15 protein-coding genes and 1 pseudogene are annotated in these 16,729 nt (G+C 41.2%); 13 read left to right on the forward strand and 3 right to left on the reverse strand.

The genetic code is table 11. The features are described 5' to 3' along the window. The 5 genes and pseudogenes from ACESK1_RS08625 to ACESK1_RS08645 all read left to right on the forward strand — a co-directional run. Positions 1-608 (forward strand): annotated as a pseudogene (locus ACESK1_RS08625) (zinc carboxypeptidase); the annotation flags it as partial. A 143-nt stretch (positions 609-751) separates the two neighbouring features. Then, positions 752-3,577: a M16 family metallopeptidase gene (locus ACESK1_RS08630; RefSeq protein WP_372919783.1), complete on the forward strand. Its 2,826-nt coding sequence runs from the start codon at positions 752-754 to the stop codon at positions 3,575-3,577. Further along, positions 3,574-4,536 carry a calcium/sodium antiporter gene (locus ACESK1_RS08635; protein ID WP_372919784.1) on the forward strand — a complete coding sequence of 321 codons (963 nt, stop codon included), beginning with the start codon at positions 3,574-3,576 and terminating at the stop codon, positions 4,534-4,536. The genes ACESK1_RS08630 and ACESK1_RS08635 overlap by 4 nt, the downstream gene beginning before the upstream one ends. Before the next feature lie 44 nt (positions 4,537-4,580). After that, positions 4,581-5,015 (forward strand): hypothetical protein, encoded by a 435-nt coding sequence (locus ACESK1_RS08640; protein ID WP_372919785.1) that lies wholly within the window; start codon positions 4,581-4,583, stop codon positions 5,013-5,015. A gap of 9 nt (positions 5,016-5,024) precedes the next feature. After that, positions 5,025-5,705, forward strand: a complete 681-nt coding sequence (locus ACESK1_RS08645) for a TVP38/TMEM64 family protein (RefSeq protein WP_372919786.1) — start codon at positions 5,025-5,027, stop codon at positions 5,703-5,705. Positions 5,706-5,779: 74 nt separating this feature from the next. Here ACESK1_RS08645 and ACESK1_RS08650 read toward each other — a convergent pair whose 3' ends face one another. Continuing rightward, positions 5,780-6,193 carry a hypothetical protein gene (locus ACESK1_RS08650; RefSeq protein ID WP_372919787.1) on the reverse strand — a complete coding sequence of 138 codons (414 nt, stop codon included), beginning with the start codon at positions 6,191-6,193 and terminating at the stop codon, positions 5,780-5,782. Positions 6,194-6,243: 50 nt separating this feature from the next. Here ACESK1_RS08650 and ACESK1_RS08655 point away from each other — a divergent pair, with 50 nt between their 5' ends. From ACESK1_RS08655 to ACESK1_RS08670, 4 genes are all read left to right on the forward strand, one after another. Further along, positions 6,244-6,909 carry a TIGR02117 family protein gene (locus ACESK1_RS08655; protein WP_372919788.1) on the forward strand — a complete coding sequence of 222 codons (666 nt, stop codon included), beginning with the start codon at positions 6,244-6,246 and terminating at the stop codon, positions 6,907-6,909. A gap of 64 nt (positions 6,910-6,973) precedes the next feature. Then, positions 6,974-7,681 carry a TVP38/TMEM64 family protein gene (locus tag ACESK1_RS08660; protein ID WP_372919789.1) on the forward strand — a complete coding sequence of 236 codons (708 nt, stop codon included), beginning with the start codon at positions 6,974-6,976 and terminating at the stop codon, positions 7,679-7,681. 117 nt (positions 7,682-7,798) lie between these two features. Beyond that, positions 7,799-9,100, forward strand: a complete 1,302-nt coding sequence (locus ACESK1_RS08665) for an erythromycin esterase family protein (protein ID WP_372919790.1) — start codon at positions 7,799-7,801, stop codon at positions 9,098-9,100. A 28-nt stretch (positions 9,101-9,128) separates the two neighbouring features. After that, positions 9,129-10,187, forward strand: a complete 1,059-nt coding sequence (locus ACESK1_RS08670; RefSeq protein ID WP_372919791.1) for a class I fructose-bisphosphate aldolase — start codon at positions 9,129-9,131, stop codon at positions 10,185-10,187. A gap of 76 nt (positions 10,188-10,263) precedes the next feature. Here ACESK1_RS08670 and rimO read toward each other — a convergent pair whose 3' ends face one another. Continuing rightward, on the reverse strand, positions 10,264-11,613 hold the full coding sequence (rimO, locus tag ACESK1_RS08675) for a 30S ribosomal protein S12 methylthiotransferase RimO (protein ID WP_372919792.1): 1,350 nt from the start codon (positions 11,611-11,613) through the stop codon (positions 10,264-10,266). A 140-nt stretch (positions 11,614-11,753) separates the two neighbouring features. Between rimO and ACESK1_RS08680 the strand changes: the two genes are divergently transcribed. The 4 genes from ACESK1_RS08680 (at position 11,754) to ACESK1_RS08695 (ending at position 15,387) form a co-directional block, all read left to right on the forward strand. Then, the gene (locus ACESK1_RS08680) at positions 11,754-12,884 is read left to right on the forward strand and encodes a P1 family peptidase (protein ID WP_372919793.1); all 1,131 of its coding nucleotides are present in this window, start codon (positions 11,754-11,756) and stop codon (positions 12,882-12,884) included. Positions 12,885-12,984: 100 nt separating this feature from the next. Next, positions 12,985-13,221: a hypothetical protein gene (locus ACESK1_RS08685; protein WP_372919794.1), complete on the forward strand. Its 237-nt coding sequence runs from the start codon at positions 12,985-12,987 to the stop codon at positions 13,219-13,221. Positions 13,222-13,514: 293 nt separating this feature from the next. Next, complete coding sequence (locus ACESK1_RS08690) at positions 13,515-14,411, forward strand: restriction endonuclease (protein ID WP_372919795.1); 897 nt, start codon at positions 13,515-13,517, stop codon at positions 14,409-14,411. A 58-nt stretch (positions 14,412-14,469) separates the two neighbouring features. Further along, complete coding sequence (locus ACESK1_RS08695; RefSeq protein WP_372919796.1) at positions 14,470-15,387, forward strand: restriction endonuclease; 918 nt, start codon at positions 14,470-14,472, stop codon at positions 15,385-15,387. A 23-nt stretch (positions 15,388-15,410) separates the two neighbouring features. Here ACESK1_RS08695 and ACESK1_RS08700 read toward each other — a convergent pair whose 3' ends face one another. Then, the gene (locus ACESK1_RS08700; protein WP_372919797.1) at positions 15,411-16,274 is read right to left on the reverse strand and encodes an aminotransferase class IV; all 864 of its coding nucleotides are present in this window, start codon (positions 16,272-16,274) and stop codon (positions 15,411-15,413) included. Positions 16,275-16,729: the final 455 nt, after the last annotated feature.

A 16,729-nucleotide genomic window follows, 5' to 3' on the forward strand; every position in this document is an offset into this window, starting at 1 on the left:
ATTTTTCAGGGGTAGACTTATCTCAATTCGATGTGCTGATAATGCCTGAAGGTAATTACAGTGAACTTCTGGATGAAAGCGGATTCAACAATTTAAAATCCTGGATCAGGGGCGGAGGAAAAGTGATAGCCATTGGCCGGGCAGTAAGTGAATTTGCCGGTAAGAATTCTCTGAATCTCAAGGAAAATAAGACCGAAAAAGACACGGTATCAGCAAATCTAATCCCTTACGCTCAGCGGGAACGCGAACGCGCTAAGAATCTCATCACCGGGAGTATCGTCAAAACCCAAATAGATAAGACGCATCCCATGGCATTTGGATACGGCGACACCTATTTTAGTCTGAAATTGAGTAACCGCAGTTTTTCACTTTTAAATGAAGGATTTAATGTAGGCTACCTGGAGAAACCTGAGATAGTCGCAGGATTTGCGGGTAGCGATGCTGAAAAGAATCTTGAAAACTCGCTTGTTTTCGGAGAAGAGCAATTGGGAAAAGGCAGCATTATTTATCTGGTTGACAATCCGCTTTTCAGAGGTTTTTGGCAAAACGGGAAACTCTTTTTTGTGAATTCCATCTTCTTTGTGAACAATAATAAATTCAAATTATAAGATTTTTGACGGACAGAATAATTACAAGACCCGGGGCTTTCCCGGGTTTTTGTATTCACAAATGTTATTTTAGGACCTCTCAAAATTTTCATTTTGAATATAGAAATAAACATTAATTTTGGTAAGCTCAAACAGCATAACCTATGAAACTCTTCAGATTACTTTTTTTTACTTCCTTTCTTATTATTTCAGGCAATTCCTATTCACAAGAAGGCAGCCCGGATTTCAATGTAGATTTTGAAACTTTCACCCTGGAAAACGGATTGAATGTTATTTTCCACGTAGACAGATCAGACCCTGTGGTGGCGGTAGCCTTAACAGCTCACGTGGGTTCGGCCAGAGAGAAAGAAGGCCGTACAGGATTTGCACATCTCTTTGAGCATCTTTTATTCCTCGAATCTGAAAACCTTGGAAAAGGCGGACTCGATAAGATGAGTGCCCGAATTGGCGGTTCAGGAGCAAATGGTTCTACCAGCCGTGACCGTACGAATTACTTTCAGACGGTACCAAAAGATGCATTGGAAAAAATGATCTGGGCCGAGGCCGATAAACTCGGATTCTTCATCAACACGGTAACCGAGCCCGTGCTTTCCAAGGAAAAACAAGTAGTAAAAAATGAAAAACGCCAACGGGTAGACAATAGTCCCTACGGGCACACCTTCTATGTAATTGATAAAAATCTATATCCTGAAGACCATCCTTATCACTGGCAGGTAATTGGTTCCCTGGAAGATCTGCAAAGCGCTACCCTGGAGGATGTGAAGGAATTTTACAATAAATGGTATGTCCCCAATAATGTTACCTTAACTATAGCCGGAGATTTTGATACTGAACAAGCTAAGGAATGGGTGCACAAGTATTTTGATGAGATTTCTGCTGGAGAAGAAATCGAACGCCAGGAGAAACAACCGGTAGAACTTTCAGAAACCAAGAAACGCTATTACGAAGATAATTTTGCCCGTCTGCCGGAACTCACCCTGGCCTGGCCCAGTGTTTATTCTTACCACGAAGATTCATATGCGCTGGAGGTGCTGGCTAATTACCTGTCGCGCGGAAAAAACGCGCCGCTTTACAAAAAGCTCGTAGAGGAAAAACAGTATACCGACCAGGTGCAAATGTTCAATTACACTTCAGAACTCGCCGGGCAGACTATGCTTCAGGTGCGAGCTTATGACGGTATTCATCTGGATTCTGTCCATCAGGCCATCGAGGAAGCTTTTGCTGAATTCGCTGAAAACGGAATTCCAGAAAAAGATTTAAAACGCATCAAAGTCGGACAGGAAACCAGTTTCTACAATAGCCTTTCCAGCGTCATGGGAAAAGGTTTTCAGCTGGCGCAATACCAGATCTTCGCCAACGATCCTAATTACATCAATAAGGATGTGGAAAACATTTTGGCCGTAACTGCTGAAGATGTAAAGAAGGTTTTTGAAAAATATCTCTACAACAAAAATTATGTAGCGACTTCTTTTGTTCCGAAGGGTCAGAAAGAACTTGCTTTAGAAGGATCCGTGGAGGCCGATATCACCGAAGAAGAAATTCGGGAAGACGCCGAAGACGAGGTCAACCCAAATGCAGAGGTGGAATACGAGAAAACTCCATCGAGCTTTAACCGAAGTATGGAACCTCCCTACAGCGCTGCTCCCGAATTAAAAGTCCCGGAAATATGGGAAAGCAGGATGCCCTCGGGACTTGAGATCCTGGGAATTACCAATTCTGAAGTGCCTCTTGTGAAATTCAGCCTGGAGATTGAAGGCGGTTTATTGCTGGAAGAACCCGGGAAAACAGGAGTTTCGAATCTTCTGGCTAACCTAATGACCAAAGGCACCAAAGATAAAACTCCCGAAGAACTGGAGGAAGCCATAGAATTATTGGGAGCCGATATCCGCGTAACCGCGGGAGAAGAAAAGATCACTTTCAGCGGCAGTACCCTGGCCAGAAACTATTCAGAAACCATGAAATTGGTAGAAGAGATTCTGCTGGAGCCACGCTGGGATGAATCCGAATTTAAACTGGTAAAGCAACAGGCCTTGAGTCAGGTGAAACAACAAGAGGCTAATCCTAACAGTATTGCCAGCCGGGAATTCCAGAAACTGATCTATGGCGAGAATCATATCCTGGCTAACCAGGTTATTGGAAACGCAGAAAGTCTTGAAAATATAAGCCTTCAGGATCTTAAAACTTACTACAGGGAGAATTTATCTCCACTAAATGCCACTTTTCATATCGTGGGAGACATAGAGAAAGAAAATGCTCTGGATGAGCTAAAAAGTATTTCAGCCAACTGGCCACCACAACAGGTTAGAAAACCCGAGCTTACTCAGCCCCAAAAACCGGAAAAATCCCAGATATATTTTTACGATGTTCCCGGGGCCAAACAATCAATTCTTAGATTTGGTACCCCTGCCCTTTCGGCAACAGATGAAGATTTTTATCCGGCTGAAGTGATGAACTACAGACTTGGCGGTGGTGGTTTTGCTTCACAACTCACCCAGCAACTTCGTGAAGGAAAAGGTTATACTTATAATATCCGTTCCGGATTTTATGGAGAAAAAAATACCGGGCCTTTTATGATCAGCAGTGGAGTGAGAACCAATATCACTTATGATGCGGTCAAACTCATCAAAGAAATTCTGGAAGATTATTCTGATAATTATGATCAGGAAGACCTGCAAGTCACCAAAGGTTTTATGATAAAAAGTGCAGCCAGAAAATTTGAAACCCTCAACTCCAAACTGGGAATGCTGAGCGACATCAGCAATTATAAGCTGGATCAGAATTATATCAAACAAAGAGAAGAGCTGGTAAATAATATTTCTGTTATGGAAATCCAGGAATTGGCTGAAAAATATATCAATCCCGATCAAATGTATTTCCTTATCGTGGGCGATGCTGAAAGTCAGTTAGAAAAGCTGGAAGAGCTTGACCTGGGAACACCTGTTTTAATTAATAAAAAGGAACAAGAATGATACTTTCTTCTGTCCTACTTGCTGTAGGGCTTGTAGTCCTTATTTTTGGCGCGAACTACCTGGTAGAAGGCGCTTCGGCTTTAGCCAAAAAATTTAATATTTCCGATCTGGCCATAGGGCTTACTATCGTAGCTTTTGGAACTTCAGCACCCGAGCTGGTGGTGAACAGTATTGCTTCCATTCAGGGTCACCAGGATATCGTTTTTGGGAATGTAATTGGCAGTAATAATTTCAACTTGTTTATCATCCTGGGAATTACCGGACTCATCACTCCGCTGGCTGTACAATCGAGTACAGCCTGGAAAGAGATTCCTATTTCCCTTATCGCTGTCGTCATTTTATTCATGATGGTGAATGACGCAGTAATCACTTCCGGGGCCGAAAATATCCTGGAGAGATGGGAAGGTATTTTGCTGCTTATTGGCTTCCTGGGCTTTTTATTTTATGTCTACAAACAATTAACTTCTGAAGAAAGCATAGAAACGAGTCCTGAGAAGAAATTGTCCAATCTCAAAATGAGTCTTTTTATCATTGGTGGACTGGCGGGTCTGGTTATTGGTGGTCAGCTGGTAGTGAACAACGCCATTGAAATCGCCGAAAGTTTAGGCATCAGTGAAAAAATTATCGGATTAACAGTAATCGCAGCGGGCACCTCTTTACCCGAACTAGCCACCTCCATCGTCGCGGCGACAAAGAAAAACGCCGATATCGCGGTAGGGAATATCGTGGGTTCCAATATTTTCAACATACTGCTTATCCTGGGAAGTGCTTCAGTGATAAGCCCGGTGAGTTACACCGATTCCTTTAATTTGGATCTATACATCCTTGCAGGTGGAACGCTATTCCTTATCCTGGCCATGTTAACCGGGAAACGTAAGATCCTGGATCGCTGGGAGGCTGCAATTCTGCTAATCTTTTACCTGGCGTACACGGTCTACCTGGTAGCCCGGGAATTATAAGAATTTTAACGGAAGACTGTAAAAATCAGTTTAATTTTATACTGATGAAAAAACTACTTGTAATATTTGCCGGCACCCTCTTGCTGAGTTGTAACAATAAAGCTGAAAATGAAAAAACCAGGTTGAAGATCGACGATCTCAATGCCCAGGTGGAGGCTTTGAAAGTTGAAAATGATTCTTTACAAGAAGAATTAATGTTGCTGGAAAACCGAAACCCGGTGGTGTTATCTGAGGCTTTTGATACGATAGAAAATCCGGAAGTCTTTATCTCGGAGGCTCTAAAAAGCGATCCGGAGTTAATTCCTGAAGAGGGCGTATTAGGAGGAACCATGCAATTTATAGGAACCGAAATCTTAAACGAGCGCTTTATCTGGGCCGAGTTTGAAGACGGACATATCAACGGCCAGGCGATCTATCAGTACAGACTTTCAAAAGACGGAAGACCGCAATTCAAGTTAATTTCAAAAATTCCACAATAAACAACTGGTTTGGCGAAAAAGATATCCTATATTCTTACAGCGACAATTATTCTTGGGCTGATCATCGCTTATTTCACCTATCCTCCATTTGGAGATTTCATCGATAAAACCTGGGATATTCTTTTAAGCAAGGATGAAGAAAGGATTCGGGACTATTTTAAAGGCTTCGGATTCTGGGGACCTGTAGCAATAGTAGTTTTAATGATCCTACAGATTTTTTTGGTTGTTTTCCCCAGTTGGTTACCCATGGTAGTTGCGGTCTTGGCTTATGGTTTTATTGGCGGGGTGTTCATTTCGGTGGCCGGAGTTTTTCTGGCTTCCAGTTTAGGTTACGCAATTGGAAGACTTCTAGGGGAAGGAAATCTGGCTAAGGTCCTTGGTGAAAAGAAGAATAAGAAAGTAAATAATATGGTAAAAGAATATGGCTTCTGGGCGGTGGCACTATTCAGGGTGTCACCTTTTCTCTCCAACGATGCCATAAGTATCATCGCCGGCATGTTAACTATGGGTTACCGTAGGTTTATTCTTGCAACTCTCACCGGTATCATTCCATTGGCGATCGCCATTGGTTATTTTGCTGAAGATCCGGAAACCCTAAAAAACGGACTCTACTGGATAGGTGGTGCCGGACTTGTACTGTATGGACTCTATATATATGTAGATAGGCGTAAGCAAAAAAAGAATAGATAACTTATCTGTAGACAGATTGAAAAAGCTCTTTTATTTGGATGAGATCTTCTTCAGAAGAACCTTTCAACTTTATATTAGGCGCTTTCCTGATTAAAATAACTATTTAATTCTTCTTTAAGGCGCTCCAGATCCTGAGCTCTGTAATCCTTGATTTCAAGCATTGTACCTCCCGCAACACCCGATTTAATGGTAAGATTGTTTTCTGAAAAATGGATTGAGTCTATTTGCTCACGTTTATAAATTTGAGGCTCGTTATACATCTGGCCAATTTCAATTCTATCGCTGTTCCAGGCAATATATTCTTCAGTATTTTTCCTTTTGATAACTCCATAAACGGAATAAGCAATCCCGAAACCTGCATATCCCAGTCCTAGCCAGTCCTTATCATCATAGATTAGCATAAAAAGCCCGGCAAGCAACCAGAACGCTCCCATGAGATAGAAATAATTACGTCGGAAAAAGGAAACAGTTTTAGATATCTTTTGCATTCAGAAAAACAAACTTTACAGATAAGTAAATTTAAACTATCTTTTTAAATATGAAAGCTGTCCTGAAAATACTTCTTTTACTGATATTTCTCCCGGTTTTGATCTACGTCTTAGCTGCAATTGCTGGAATGCTCATCCCGGTTAATTCAGATTTTCAGGAAACAAAAGATGGAGTTAAAATCTACCTTCAAACCTCAGATGTACACACCGATATTGTGGTTCCTCTAAAAAATGATTTAAAGGATTGGGAAGAGAATATTTCGCTTCAGCATAGTCTTTCAGGAGTCCCCGGAGCAAGGTATATTACCTTTGGATGGGGTGACCTGGGGTTTTATAAAAATACCCCTCAATGGGAAGATCTTACTCTAAAAACGGGATTTCAGGCCTTATTCCTAAAAAGTCCGGCGGCACTTCACCTGGAGTTTTCAGCAGTACCGCCTTCCGCAAAAGAAACAATCATTATTGAAATTAGCCGGGACCAGTACCTCAAGCTCACCAATTTTATAGAGAACAGTTTTGATTTGGATGCTGAAGGAAATGTTCAGTCCATCCCAGACCTGCATTATACCACTCGGGATGCATTCTATAAAGCCAAAGGTTCTCTTAGTCTTTTTAAAACCTGTAACACCTGGACTAACAATGGTTTGAAGACAGCTGGGTTAAAAGCCTGCCTCTGGACACCCTTTACGGAAGGGATTCTTTACACTTATAGATAAGCCTTAAATTATAGCTCTTTTCAGGTTTCCGAAGTTTTGTATTTTTAAGTATTGTTTTAACCCAATGAGTAAAATTATAAAGCCCAGGAATATCTCTTTTCTTGTTTCCGGAATCATTCTCGGCTTATTGGTGCTGGCGTATTTTGTCCTGCCATCTTTCAGAGAATTTATAGATACCACAGTTAATATGCTGATTAACGGCAATGAGGAAGCCACTCAGGAATATTTTAAAGATTTTGGGGTATGGGGGCCACTAGCGATTATAGTTTTTATCATTTTGCAGATGTTTCTTATTGTCTTCCCTTCCTGGCTTCCGGTAATCATAGCGGTTAGAGCATACGGGTTCTGGTGGGGAATTCTCATCGCACTAACAGGTGTGGTGCTGGCTTCAGCTATTGGATATTATATTGGAAAAAGTATAAATACTGCTCTTCTCACTAAAATAATTGGAGAAAAAACGATGAAGAAAATGGATTTCTGGATCTCCAATTACGCATATGGCTCGGTGGTTTTATTCCGTATTTCCCCATTTCTCTCCAATGACGCTATTAGCTTTATAGCAGGAATGCTTCAGATGAAATTTAAAAAATTTATTTCTGCCACCTTAACCGGAATGGTCCCGCTGTCTATAGCCATCGGAATTTTTTCTGATGACATTTCAAAGCTGAAAGATGGTCTCTACTGGATTGGAGGGGTTGGCCTCATCGCCTATGCAATCTATATTTATATCGATTATACCAAAAGAAAGAAAAAAGATAATTCTGAATCCTGAACCAAATTTATCCTCTCCCCCCCTCTTAACGTATTTTATAATTTTTTTATAAGCTTCGGGAAGCAAGGTTTCTGCTTATTTACTTAACTTCAAGCAATTAACCAACGCCATTCTAATATGTTATCAGATAAATATCTTAATAAGGGAATTGAAAAATATTATCACCGACTCGAAAATTCAGCAGATCTTGATCCATTATTGGAGAAGATAGGGGAATCAAAATACGTGCTGCTCGGCGAAGCAAGCCACGGCACCCACGAATACTATACCTGGCGGGCACGACTTTCTAAAAGGTTGATCAAAGAGAAAGGTTTTTCTTTTATCGCAGTAGAAGGTGACTGGCCTGATTGCTACAATATCAATTCCTGGATTAAAAATTATGAAAATGCACCCGATGAGATTTTTGAGGTGCTGAAAAATTTCAGGCGCTGGCCTACCTGGATGTGGGCAAATTGGGAGATCGCTGCTTTTGCCACCTGGTTAAGGGACCATAACGATAAACTCCCCACGGAAGAAAAAACAGGCTTTTATGGGCTGGATGTATATAGTTTGTGGGAATCTATGGAATCTATTGTAGACTACCTGGAAAAAGAGGACCCTGAAACAGCCAAACTAGCTCAAGACGCGGTGCAATGTTTCGAACCTTTTAAAACCAGGGACTCATACGCCTCGGTGTTTTCTTCCTCTAATTCAGACTGTAAAAGTGAGGTGGTAGATCTGCTTCAGGAAGTCAGGAAAAAAGCCCATAGTTACGACCGGCAGGAAGAAGCTGGCTTAAATGCGGAATTGAATGCGCTGGTGATGGCAAATGCTGAAAAATATTACAAGGCCATGGCAGGCTTTGGGGATGATTCCTGGAATGTTCGGGACAGGCATATGGCTGAAACCCTGGACCGACTTATGAAACATCACGGAAAGGACGCCAAAGTAATAGTCTGGGAACACAACACCCACATCGGGGATGCCCGGGCCACCGATATGGCCGCCGATGGCCTGATCAACCTGGGGCAACTTGTTCGGGAACAACACCATGAAGACGGCGTGTGCCTGGTTGGATTCGGATCTTATTCGGGATCGGTGATAGCGGGAAAAAGATGGGGCGCCCCTATGGAAGAGATGAAGGTTCCTGAGGCTATCCGCGGAAGTGTAGAACAACTTTTGCACCGGGAGAGTCCACAGAATAAGCTTATCATTTTCGATGAAGATGAGCATTTAAAAGAAAGTTTTTCTGAAGAAATGGGACACCGGGCAATTGGGGTGGTTTACCATCCGGCTCACGAAAGGGGAAATTATGTGCCTTCCCGAATTTCAGACCGGTATGATGCGTTTTTATATATCGATAAAACCAGAGGCCTGCACCCTCTAAAAATTCATCCACATCCTGAGCTAACACCAGAAACCTATCCCTTCGGAATTTAATAATTGTACAACCAAAAAATAAAAGAATATGAGAACCTTAGATGAGATTACAGAAATACTTGGTGATGATGCTTCCTACTACCTGGATCACGTAAGTAAAAAAATATCCAAAGAAAGATTAACTGTGCCGGGGCCCAGAAGCATCGATAATTTTATAGAAAGCGACCGCAATCCTCAGGTGCTCAAAAGCCTTTCTCAGTTGTATAACCACGGCAACCTTGCCGGGACGGGATACCTGAATATTTTGCCCATAGACCAGGGAATTGAACATTCGGCGGCTTTTTCTTTTTACAAAAACCAGGATTATTTCGATCCCGAAAACATTATCAAACTGGCCCTTGAAGCAGGAAGCAACGGGGTTGCTACCACCTTTGGAGCACTAGGAATTCACGCCCGAAAATATGCACATAAAATTCCTTTCGTGGTGAAACTAAATCATAATGAACTACTCACCTATCCCAATAAATACGATCAGATCCCCTACGGAACGGTGAAAGAGGCCTGGAACCTGGGAGCTACCGCCGTGGGAGCTACAATTTATTTCGGATCTGAAGAAAGCAGCCGACAGATCCAGGAGATCGCCGTGGCCTTTGAGGAAGCACATCAACTGGGAATGGCTACTATTCTTTGGTGTTACACCAGAAACAATGATTTCAAAACCAAAAAAGAAGATTTCCATTCCGCTGCCGATCTTACCGGCCAGGCCAACCACCTGGGCGTAACCATCAAAGCCGATATTATCAAACAAAAACTGCCCGAAACCAATCAGGGATTCAAGAAAATTGACTTCGGAAAATATGATGACGCGATGTACGAAGAGCTCACTACAGATCACCCTATTGACCTTTGCAGGCTGCAGGTGGCCAATTGCTATATGGGCAAGATCGGCTTGATCAATTCAGGGGGAGGTTCTAAGGGAGAATCTGATGTGAAGGAAGCGGTTCGCACCGCGGTTGTAAATAAACGAGCAGGTGGATCAGGCTTGATCATGGGTAGAAAAGCCTTCCAGAGACCCTTAGCTGAAGGAGTTGATATTTTAAGAAGGGTACAGGATGTTTACCTCGAACCTCAGATTACTGTAGCCTAAACAAAGGTTAGAAGTACGAAATTAGAAGTACAAAGTTTGAAATACGGGAGTAAAATATTACTAAAATTCGTTATTTCTATACCGATTTCACCTTCAATTCTTTTCTAACCGGTTTTGGAGCGGCATTTAAAGGTTCTCCGTAGAGATCAAAGTCGGCGGCTTCTGTGATCTTTATTTCGTAAAATTCGCCGGTCTTGAGATAAGTGGACGTTGCGTCAATCAACACTTCATTATCCACATCGGGAGAGTCGAATTCGGTGCGGCCTACAAAGTAATTTCCTTCTTTACGGTCTATCACAACCTTGAAGGTCTGCCCTATCTTCTGCTGATTCAGTTCCCAGGAGATCTGGCTTTGAATTTCCATGATCTCGTTGGCGCGATCCTGCTTCACTTCCTGCGGTACATCGTCTTCAAGATTATAGGCGTGGGTATTTTCCTCGTGTGAATAGGTGAAACAACCAAGGCGTTCAAATCGCATGTCTTTCACCCATTCCTTGAGTTCCTGAAAATGTGCTTCAGTCTCTCCCGGATAGCCTACGATAAGCGTTGTTCTAATGGCCATTTCGGGTACAAATTTTCTGAAATCCTTCAGTAGCTTTGTGGTCTTCTCATGGGTAGTTCCGCGGCGCATGGACTTCAGCAATTCAGTAGAAATATGCTGCAAGGGAATATCCAGGTAATTACAAACCTTAGGCTCTCGTTTCATTACATCAAGCACATCCATAGGGAAGCCTGTAGGAAAAGCGTAATGCAACCTGATCCATTCGATGCCTTCTACCTTAACCAGGTTTTCCAGTAATTCAGCTAAATTTCTTTTTTTATAAATATCAAGTCCGTAATAGGTAAGGTCCTGCGCGATAAGGATAAGTTCCTTCACGCCGTTTTTCGCCAAATTTTTAGCTTCCTTCACCAGGTCTTCAATAGGCGTTGACTTGTGACCGCCTCGCATAAGCGGGATAGCACAAAAAGAACAAGGCCTGTCGCAACCTTCAGCAATTTTCAGAAAAGCGTAATTCTTTGGTGTAGTGGTAAGGCGTTCTCCTAAAAGCTCATGTTTATAATCAGCTTCCAGGGCTTTCAGTAATCCGGGAAGTTCGGTGGTTCCAAAATATTCGTCCACATCAGGGATCTCTTTCTGAAGATCGGGTTTGTAGCGCTCACTGAGGCAGCCGGTCACAAAAACCTTATCCACTTCCCCTTCTTCCTTCTGCTTTACATATTCAAGGATGGTATTTACAGATTCCTCCTTGGCGTTATCGATAAAACCACAGGTATTTATCACCACGATATTGCCGTCCTGCTCGTGCACGACGTCCTTTTTATTGGCCCGCAACTGCCCCATCAACACCTCGCTGTCGTAAACATTTTTACTACAACCAAGGGTTACCACATTGATCCTGTTCTTTTTAATCGACTTCGTCCTCATAGAATTCTGTTTTTCCTGCTTCGCTGAAAGCGGGTGCAAAGATACGATCTAAAATGAGAACTTCCACCTGATTCCTAAAAATGAAGGCACTACCCCTAAATGAGCGGATTTTGTATCTTCAAAACTTAAAATATCGAATTATGAAAAAGCTGTTCGCCCCCCTTCTTTTATTCCTTTTTATTAGTCAGAATATATTTTCCCAGCAACGCCTCCGAGATCTGGATATTGAGATCGGGGTGCTTCCCACCGGGCCGATGAACGCCATCACCGATGTGGAAGGTGTAAAGGTTGGGCACAGCAGTTTGATAAAAGGCGATTCGGTGTACACGGGAGTAACGGCCATCCTGCCTCACGGCGAAAATATCTTTCAGCAAAAAGTACCTGCAGCAATCTATATCGGTAATGGCTTTGGAAAACTAGCCGGCAGCAGTCAGGTGCAGGAACTTGGAAACCTGGAAACTCCGGTGATCCTCACCAATACCCTGAATGTAGCCACGGCCATGGATGCGGTGATAAAATATACATTGAATCAGAAGGGCAACGAAAATGTTTACTCGGTAAACGCGGTGGTAGGAGAAACCAACGACGGATTTCTCAACGATATACGCGGACAACATTTAACAATTGAAGATGTGCTTTCCGCCATAGAGAATGCGGACACAGAAAACACCGAAGAAGGAAATGTAGGTGCCGGCACAGGTACGGTAGCCTTTGGCTTTAAAGGAGGAATCGGAACAGCTTCCCGGAAACTTCCCGACAGTATGGGCGGATATACCCTGGGCGTGATGGTACAAAGCAATTTTGGTGGAGTGTTACAGATCGCCGGAGCACCAGTGGGTAAAGAACTGCAGCAGTTCAGTTTTAGCGATAAGCTGATGAACAATGCCGATGGCTCCTGCATGATTGTAGTGGCTACCGATGCTCCGCTGGACAGTCGGAACCTGGAACGCCTGGCTAAACGCGCTTTCCTGGGCATCGCCAAAACCGGCGGGATCGTCTCTAACGGCAGCGGGGATTATGTGATCGCTTTTTCCACTTCTGAAAAAGTGCGGGTGCCCTATAAAGTTAAAGGTGAGATCCAAAACCTGGAAGTAGTCCCCAACGATCTGATGTCGCCTTTATTCATGGCTGCCATTGAAGCCACTGAGGAAGCCATCTTAAACTCCCTGTTCATGGCCGAAACAACTCACGGCTATAATGGCAGCATTGAAGCTTTACCGATGGACAAGGTGTTGCCGGTGTTGAGGGAGTTTGGGGTTTTGAAGCATTGAGAATAAGATGGATTTATTGACTATTTAAGGATGAAAAATTACGATAAAACCTTAAATTTATATCAGTTCAAAAACATCCATAGCAAATTTATAACCTAAAATGAAGGACTTAAATCAATTAATAAATCAAAAAGTAATTGCAACTATCGAAAGTGATGACAGGGATTACGAAATTGAAGGCACTGTTCTAAACGTAGATATTAATGACCACTATTTTCATGAAAAAGGAGAACCTATTTATATAAGCGTATCAATCCAACCTACTACTGCACTACCGCCGGGTATTGACCTGAAAGAATTGCATGAAATACCTCTGGAGAATATTCGGAAAGCTTAAATAATGAATATCTTATTCCTGAATAGGGTTTAAACCCTATGCTTGCCTTCCCTGTTCATGGCCGAAAGCACCATGGCTATAATTTCCAGAGCATTTATCAACCAAAATGTTAAACACCTGTTAATAAGAATCCTGGTTCTATAAGTAAAATGGGGGTTTTAAGAATTATCTTAGCTGGGAACAGAATTCAAACAGCTGACATACCTCGATATAACCCTGGGATAATAATTGCCGTAGAAGTTAAAGAGGATAAGGATAGGTAAAAGATGTTGGTTATAATTAGAAATATTAAAATGGAACTACCAAAATATCATGAAACCTTCATCCCAATTTTAGAAATCCTAAATACCGTAGAATCCTTAAAAAGCAGAGAATTAGCATCACGAGTCCGTGACCTTTATTATTCTGATTTACCCCAAGAGTTACTTAATCAGAAGACTAGTTCTGGTGCTAATGTCTTACTTGATAGAATTCTTTGGGGTAAGTCATATCTAAAAATGGCAAAATTTGTTTCATACCCGAAAAGAGGTGAGGTTCAAATTACCGAAAAAGGAAAACAAATTCTTAATAAAGGTCAATTGCCGTTACACAAACTTCAAAACGATCAAGATTTCATTAACCATCGAAAATCCGTAAAAAGCGATAAAGAAAATGAAATTGATCTTGACACTGTGAATGTAGAAAATGCTTCACCACAAGATTTAATAGATTCTGGATTTTCATCTATTGAAACAGAAGTGAAAACTGAACTTTTAGAAAAACTGAAGGATATAGACCCGTATTATTTCGAGAAAGTCATACTTATCCTTCTAAAGAAAATGGGATATGGTGATTTTATCGAAACTTCAAAATCAGGTGATGGTGGAATCGATGGTATTATTAACGAAGACAAACTAGGTCTTGAAAAGATTTATACACAAGCAAAACGTTACAATGAAAATAAAGTACGTGAAAAAGATATAAGAAACTTTATTGGAGCAATGAGTGGAGATACGAGCAAAGGAGTTTTTATAACAACATCAACTTTTGATAATTTTGCAGTTAAGAAGGCAAAAGAAGCACACCATTCAATCATATTAATTGACGGAGCAAAATTGGTTGATTTGATGCTTCAATATAATGTAGGTGTTCAAGTAAAAACTGTTTATGAAGTAAAGGAAATTGACAGCGATTTTTTCGAAGGAGAATAATTATGATAAAAAATCGGCTTTACTTAAATGAAAGAAAAGTGCAAATTTGTATGATGCAGTGAAGAAAAAAACAGGTAAAAATTTTGAAAAATTAGCAGAATCAATTTTTAAAAAACTGGTTAAAAATCCAGAATTTGAAAAAGTTGAACATAATGTTTTGATAGAAGGTCCAGATGGAAAAAGACAAATTGATGTTTTAGTTAAAAGCGAAACAGTTGGGCAAACATTGTTTACCGCCATAGAATGTAAAGATTATAATAGGAAATTATCAGTTTCTGTATTAGATGCATTTCACTCTAAACTAAGGGATATAAATGCTAATAAAGGAATACTCATATCGAGAAACGGGTTCTCATCTCAAGTTATTTCTAAAGCTAAAAGAAAAGGTATAACCTTATGCACGGCTGATGAAACAGAAAATGAAAATTGGGAATCAATAATAGATTTACCAATAATTCTAGAGGAGCTACATCTCTTAGATTTTAATATTAATATTAAGTACAGCAGTCTTTTTGAAAGTAAAATTAATATTGATAGCATTCTTCAAATAAATGGATTAGAAGTAGTCGAGTTTATAAAGAATAAGTGGAAAAATGATCAATTTGAATCAGCTCATGATGAGGAATCCAACTCATTTATTTTTCCTGAATTTAATGAGCCTTTAACTTCTAAAACTAATAATGGGTATGAAGTTCCAATTTTGTCATTAACGATAACTGCAAAAATCAAAAAAGATTTCTATCTAACATCAACTTCCAAAGTAAAAAACACTCAGATTTTAAATAATATAAGTGAGGGGAAAAAGAATGTTTTTATTGATGTGAAATCTATAAAAGATAAAAAATTTCCTGTTCAAAAGATTTCAAAAAGCGATTTAGTCAACCTTCCGGACAACTGGCCAGCAATCCGAATATTGCCACATTTAAATGTAACTAAAGAAAATTTCAGATTTAATGAAACCAAGGAAAATGACTGAGTTCAGCTAAGGTTTGTAAGCCTCTACTCCCCCCTCGTCTCCTTTACAAAAACCTCCTGCAATTTCCTGGTGATCTCATCTTTTTTAGCGGTAAAAACTTTCTTGTCTTTATAGGTAATCGAGTCTACTTTCATGATCTGGGTGGTGGTTCCGGTGAGAAAAACCTCCTCTACCTCTACCAGTTCATCCAGGTGTACTCTTTCTTCTTTTACTTTGAGATCGAGGTCACGGGCAAGGTCCAGCACCACCTGTCGTGTTATTCCGGAGAGGATGTTATGTCCTTCGGGATGGGTAAAGAGTGTACCTTGTTTCACAAAGAAGATACTGCTGTGGGAGCCTTCGGTGAACCAGCCGTTCCGGATGAGCAGGTTTTCATTAAAACCATTTGAGATCGCTTCTTCATTGGCGCGAATATTAGCTAATAGAGAAATAGATTTAATATCACAGCGGTGCCAGCGCAAGTCTTTGGTAACGCTTACCTTCCAGCTTTTTTCCTCAAAACCCTCCAGCTTTACCGGATAAGCATAAAGCAAAACGGTGGGCCTGGCATCTTCAGGATAATAATGCGTCCTGGGGGCCACCCCGCGGGTAACCTGCATATACACCGCGCAATCTTCGGTTGAGAGTTTTGCCCGCTCTATGGCTTCATAAATAACTTCTTCCAGAGAAAATGCGTCAAAATCAAGGCTTATCTCATCCAAACAGTACTGCAGGCGCTGCAAATGCTCCTTCAGCTTAAAGTCTTTTCCCTTATAAAACGGACTTACCTCATAGATCCCATCGCCCAGCATAAAGCCACGGTCAAAGACAGAGATTTGAGCCTTTTCAGGCTTTAGCCAGCTGCCGTTCAGGTAAACTTCTTTGGGATAGGGTTTTTCAGCTTTCACGGTGGGATGGTCTAATGTATAATGATTATAAAATAATTGCTCTTCAATAGATAAGGTAAAAATCGGAAAATACTCAGGGAATCAGCTTAAAAAAAAGATAATGTTTTTAGGTTTTCTTTAGCGTCACCCTGTCTCGATCTTTATCCGGACTTATTAAAGGAGTGAGAAATAAATCCCAGCAGGATGAGATTCCGGTTCAGGCCCGGAATGAAGTTCATTTCCCAGGCGTCACCCTGAACTTGTTTCAGGGTCTCATAAGAGTGAGATGGAAAATTCCAAAAAAAACTCAGCAGGATGAGATTCCGGGTCAAGCCCAAAATGGCGTTTGCTTTTGAGGTCTTGCTTCAGGTCATCCGAACTACAGAGACGGAAAGACGATAGAATTTACCCCCCGAAATAACTTTCAATAGCAATCATCCAGTCCTGTTCAAAATAGCGCACCAGGCTTATCACGA

The organism is Salegentibacter sp. (assembly GCF_041642575.1).
In the GTDB taxonomy this organism is placed as follows: Bacteria; Bacteroidota; Bacteroidia; order Flavobacteriales; family Flavobacteriaceae; genus Salegentibacter.

Coding starts and splice junctions, on each gene's coding strand:
- ACESK1_RS08665 (WP_372919790.1), top strand. CDS start 7,799: ATGTTATCAGATAAATATCTTAATAAGGGAATTGAAAAATATTATCAC.
- ACESK1_RS08660 (WP_372919789.1), top strand. CDS start 6,974: ATGAGTAAAATTATAAAGCCCAGGAATATCTCTTTTCTTGTTTCCGGA.
- rimO (WP_372919792.1), bottom strand. CDS start 11,613: ATGAGGACGAAGTCGATTAAAAAGAACAGGATCAATGTGGTAACCCTT.
- ACESK1_RS08680 (WP_372919793.1), top strand. CDS start 11,754: ATGAAAAAGCTGTTCGCCCCCCTTCTTTTATTCCTTTTTATTAGTCAG.
- ACESK1_RS08655 (WP_372919788.1), top strand. CDS start 6,244: ATGAAAGCTGTCCTGAAAATACTTCTTTTACTGATATTTCTCCCGGTT.
- ACESK1_RS08630 (WP_372919783.1), top strand. CDS start 752: ATGAAACTCTTCAGATTACTTTTTTTTACTTCCTTTCTTATTATTTCA.
- ACESK1_RS08640 (WP_372919785.1), top strand. CDS start 4,581: ATGAAAAAACTACTTGTAATATTTGCCGGCACCCTCTTGCTGAGTTGT.
- ACESK1_RS08650 (WP_372919787.1), bottom strand. CDS start 6,193: ATGCAAAAGATATCTAAAACTGTTTCCTTTTTCCGACGTAATTATTTC.
- ACESK1_RS08670 (WP_372919791.1), top strand. CDS start 9,129: ATGAGAACCTTAGATGAGATTACAGAAATACTTGGTGATGATGCTTCC.
- ACESK1_RS08685 (WP_372919794.1), top strand. CDS start 12,985: ATGAAGGACTTAAATCAATTAATAAATCAAAAAGTAATTGCAACTATC.
- ACESK1_RS08690 (WP_372919795.1), top strand. CDS start 13,515: ATGGAACTACCAAAATATCATGAAACCTTCATCCCAATTTTAGAAATC.
- ACESK1_RS08635 (WP_372919784.1), top strand. CDS start 3,574: ATGATACTTTCTTCTGTCCTACTTGCTGTAGGGCTTGTAGTCCTTATT.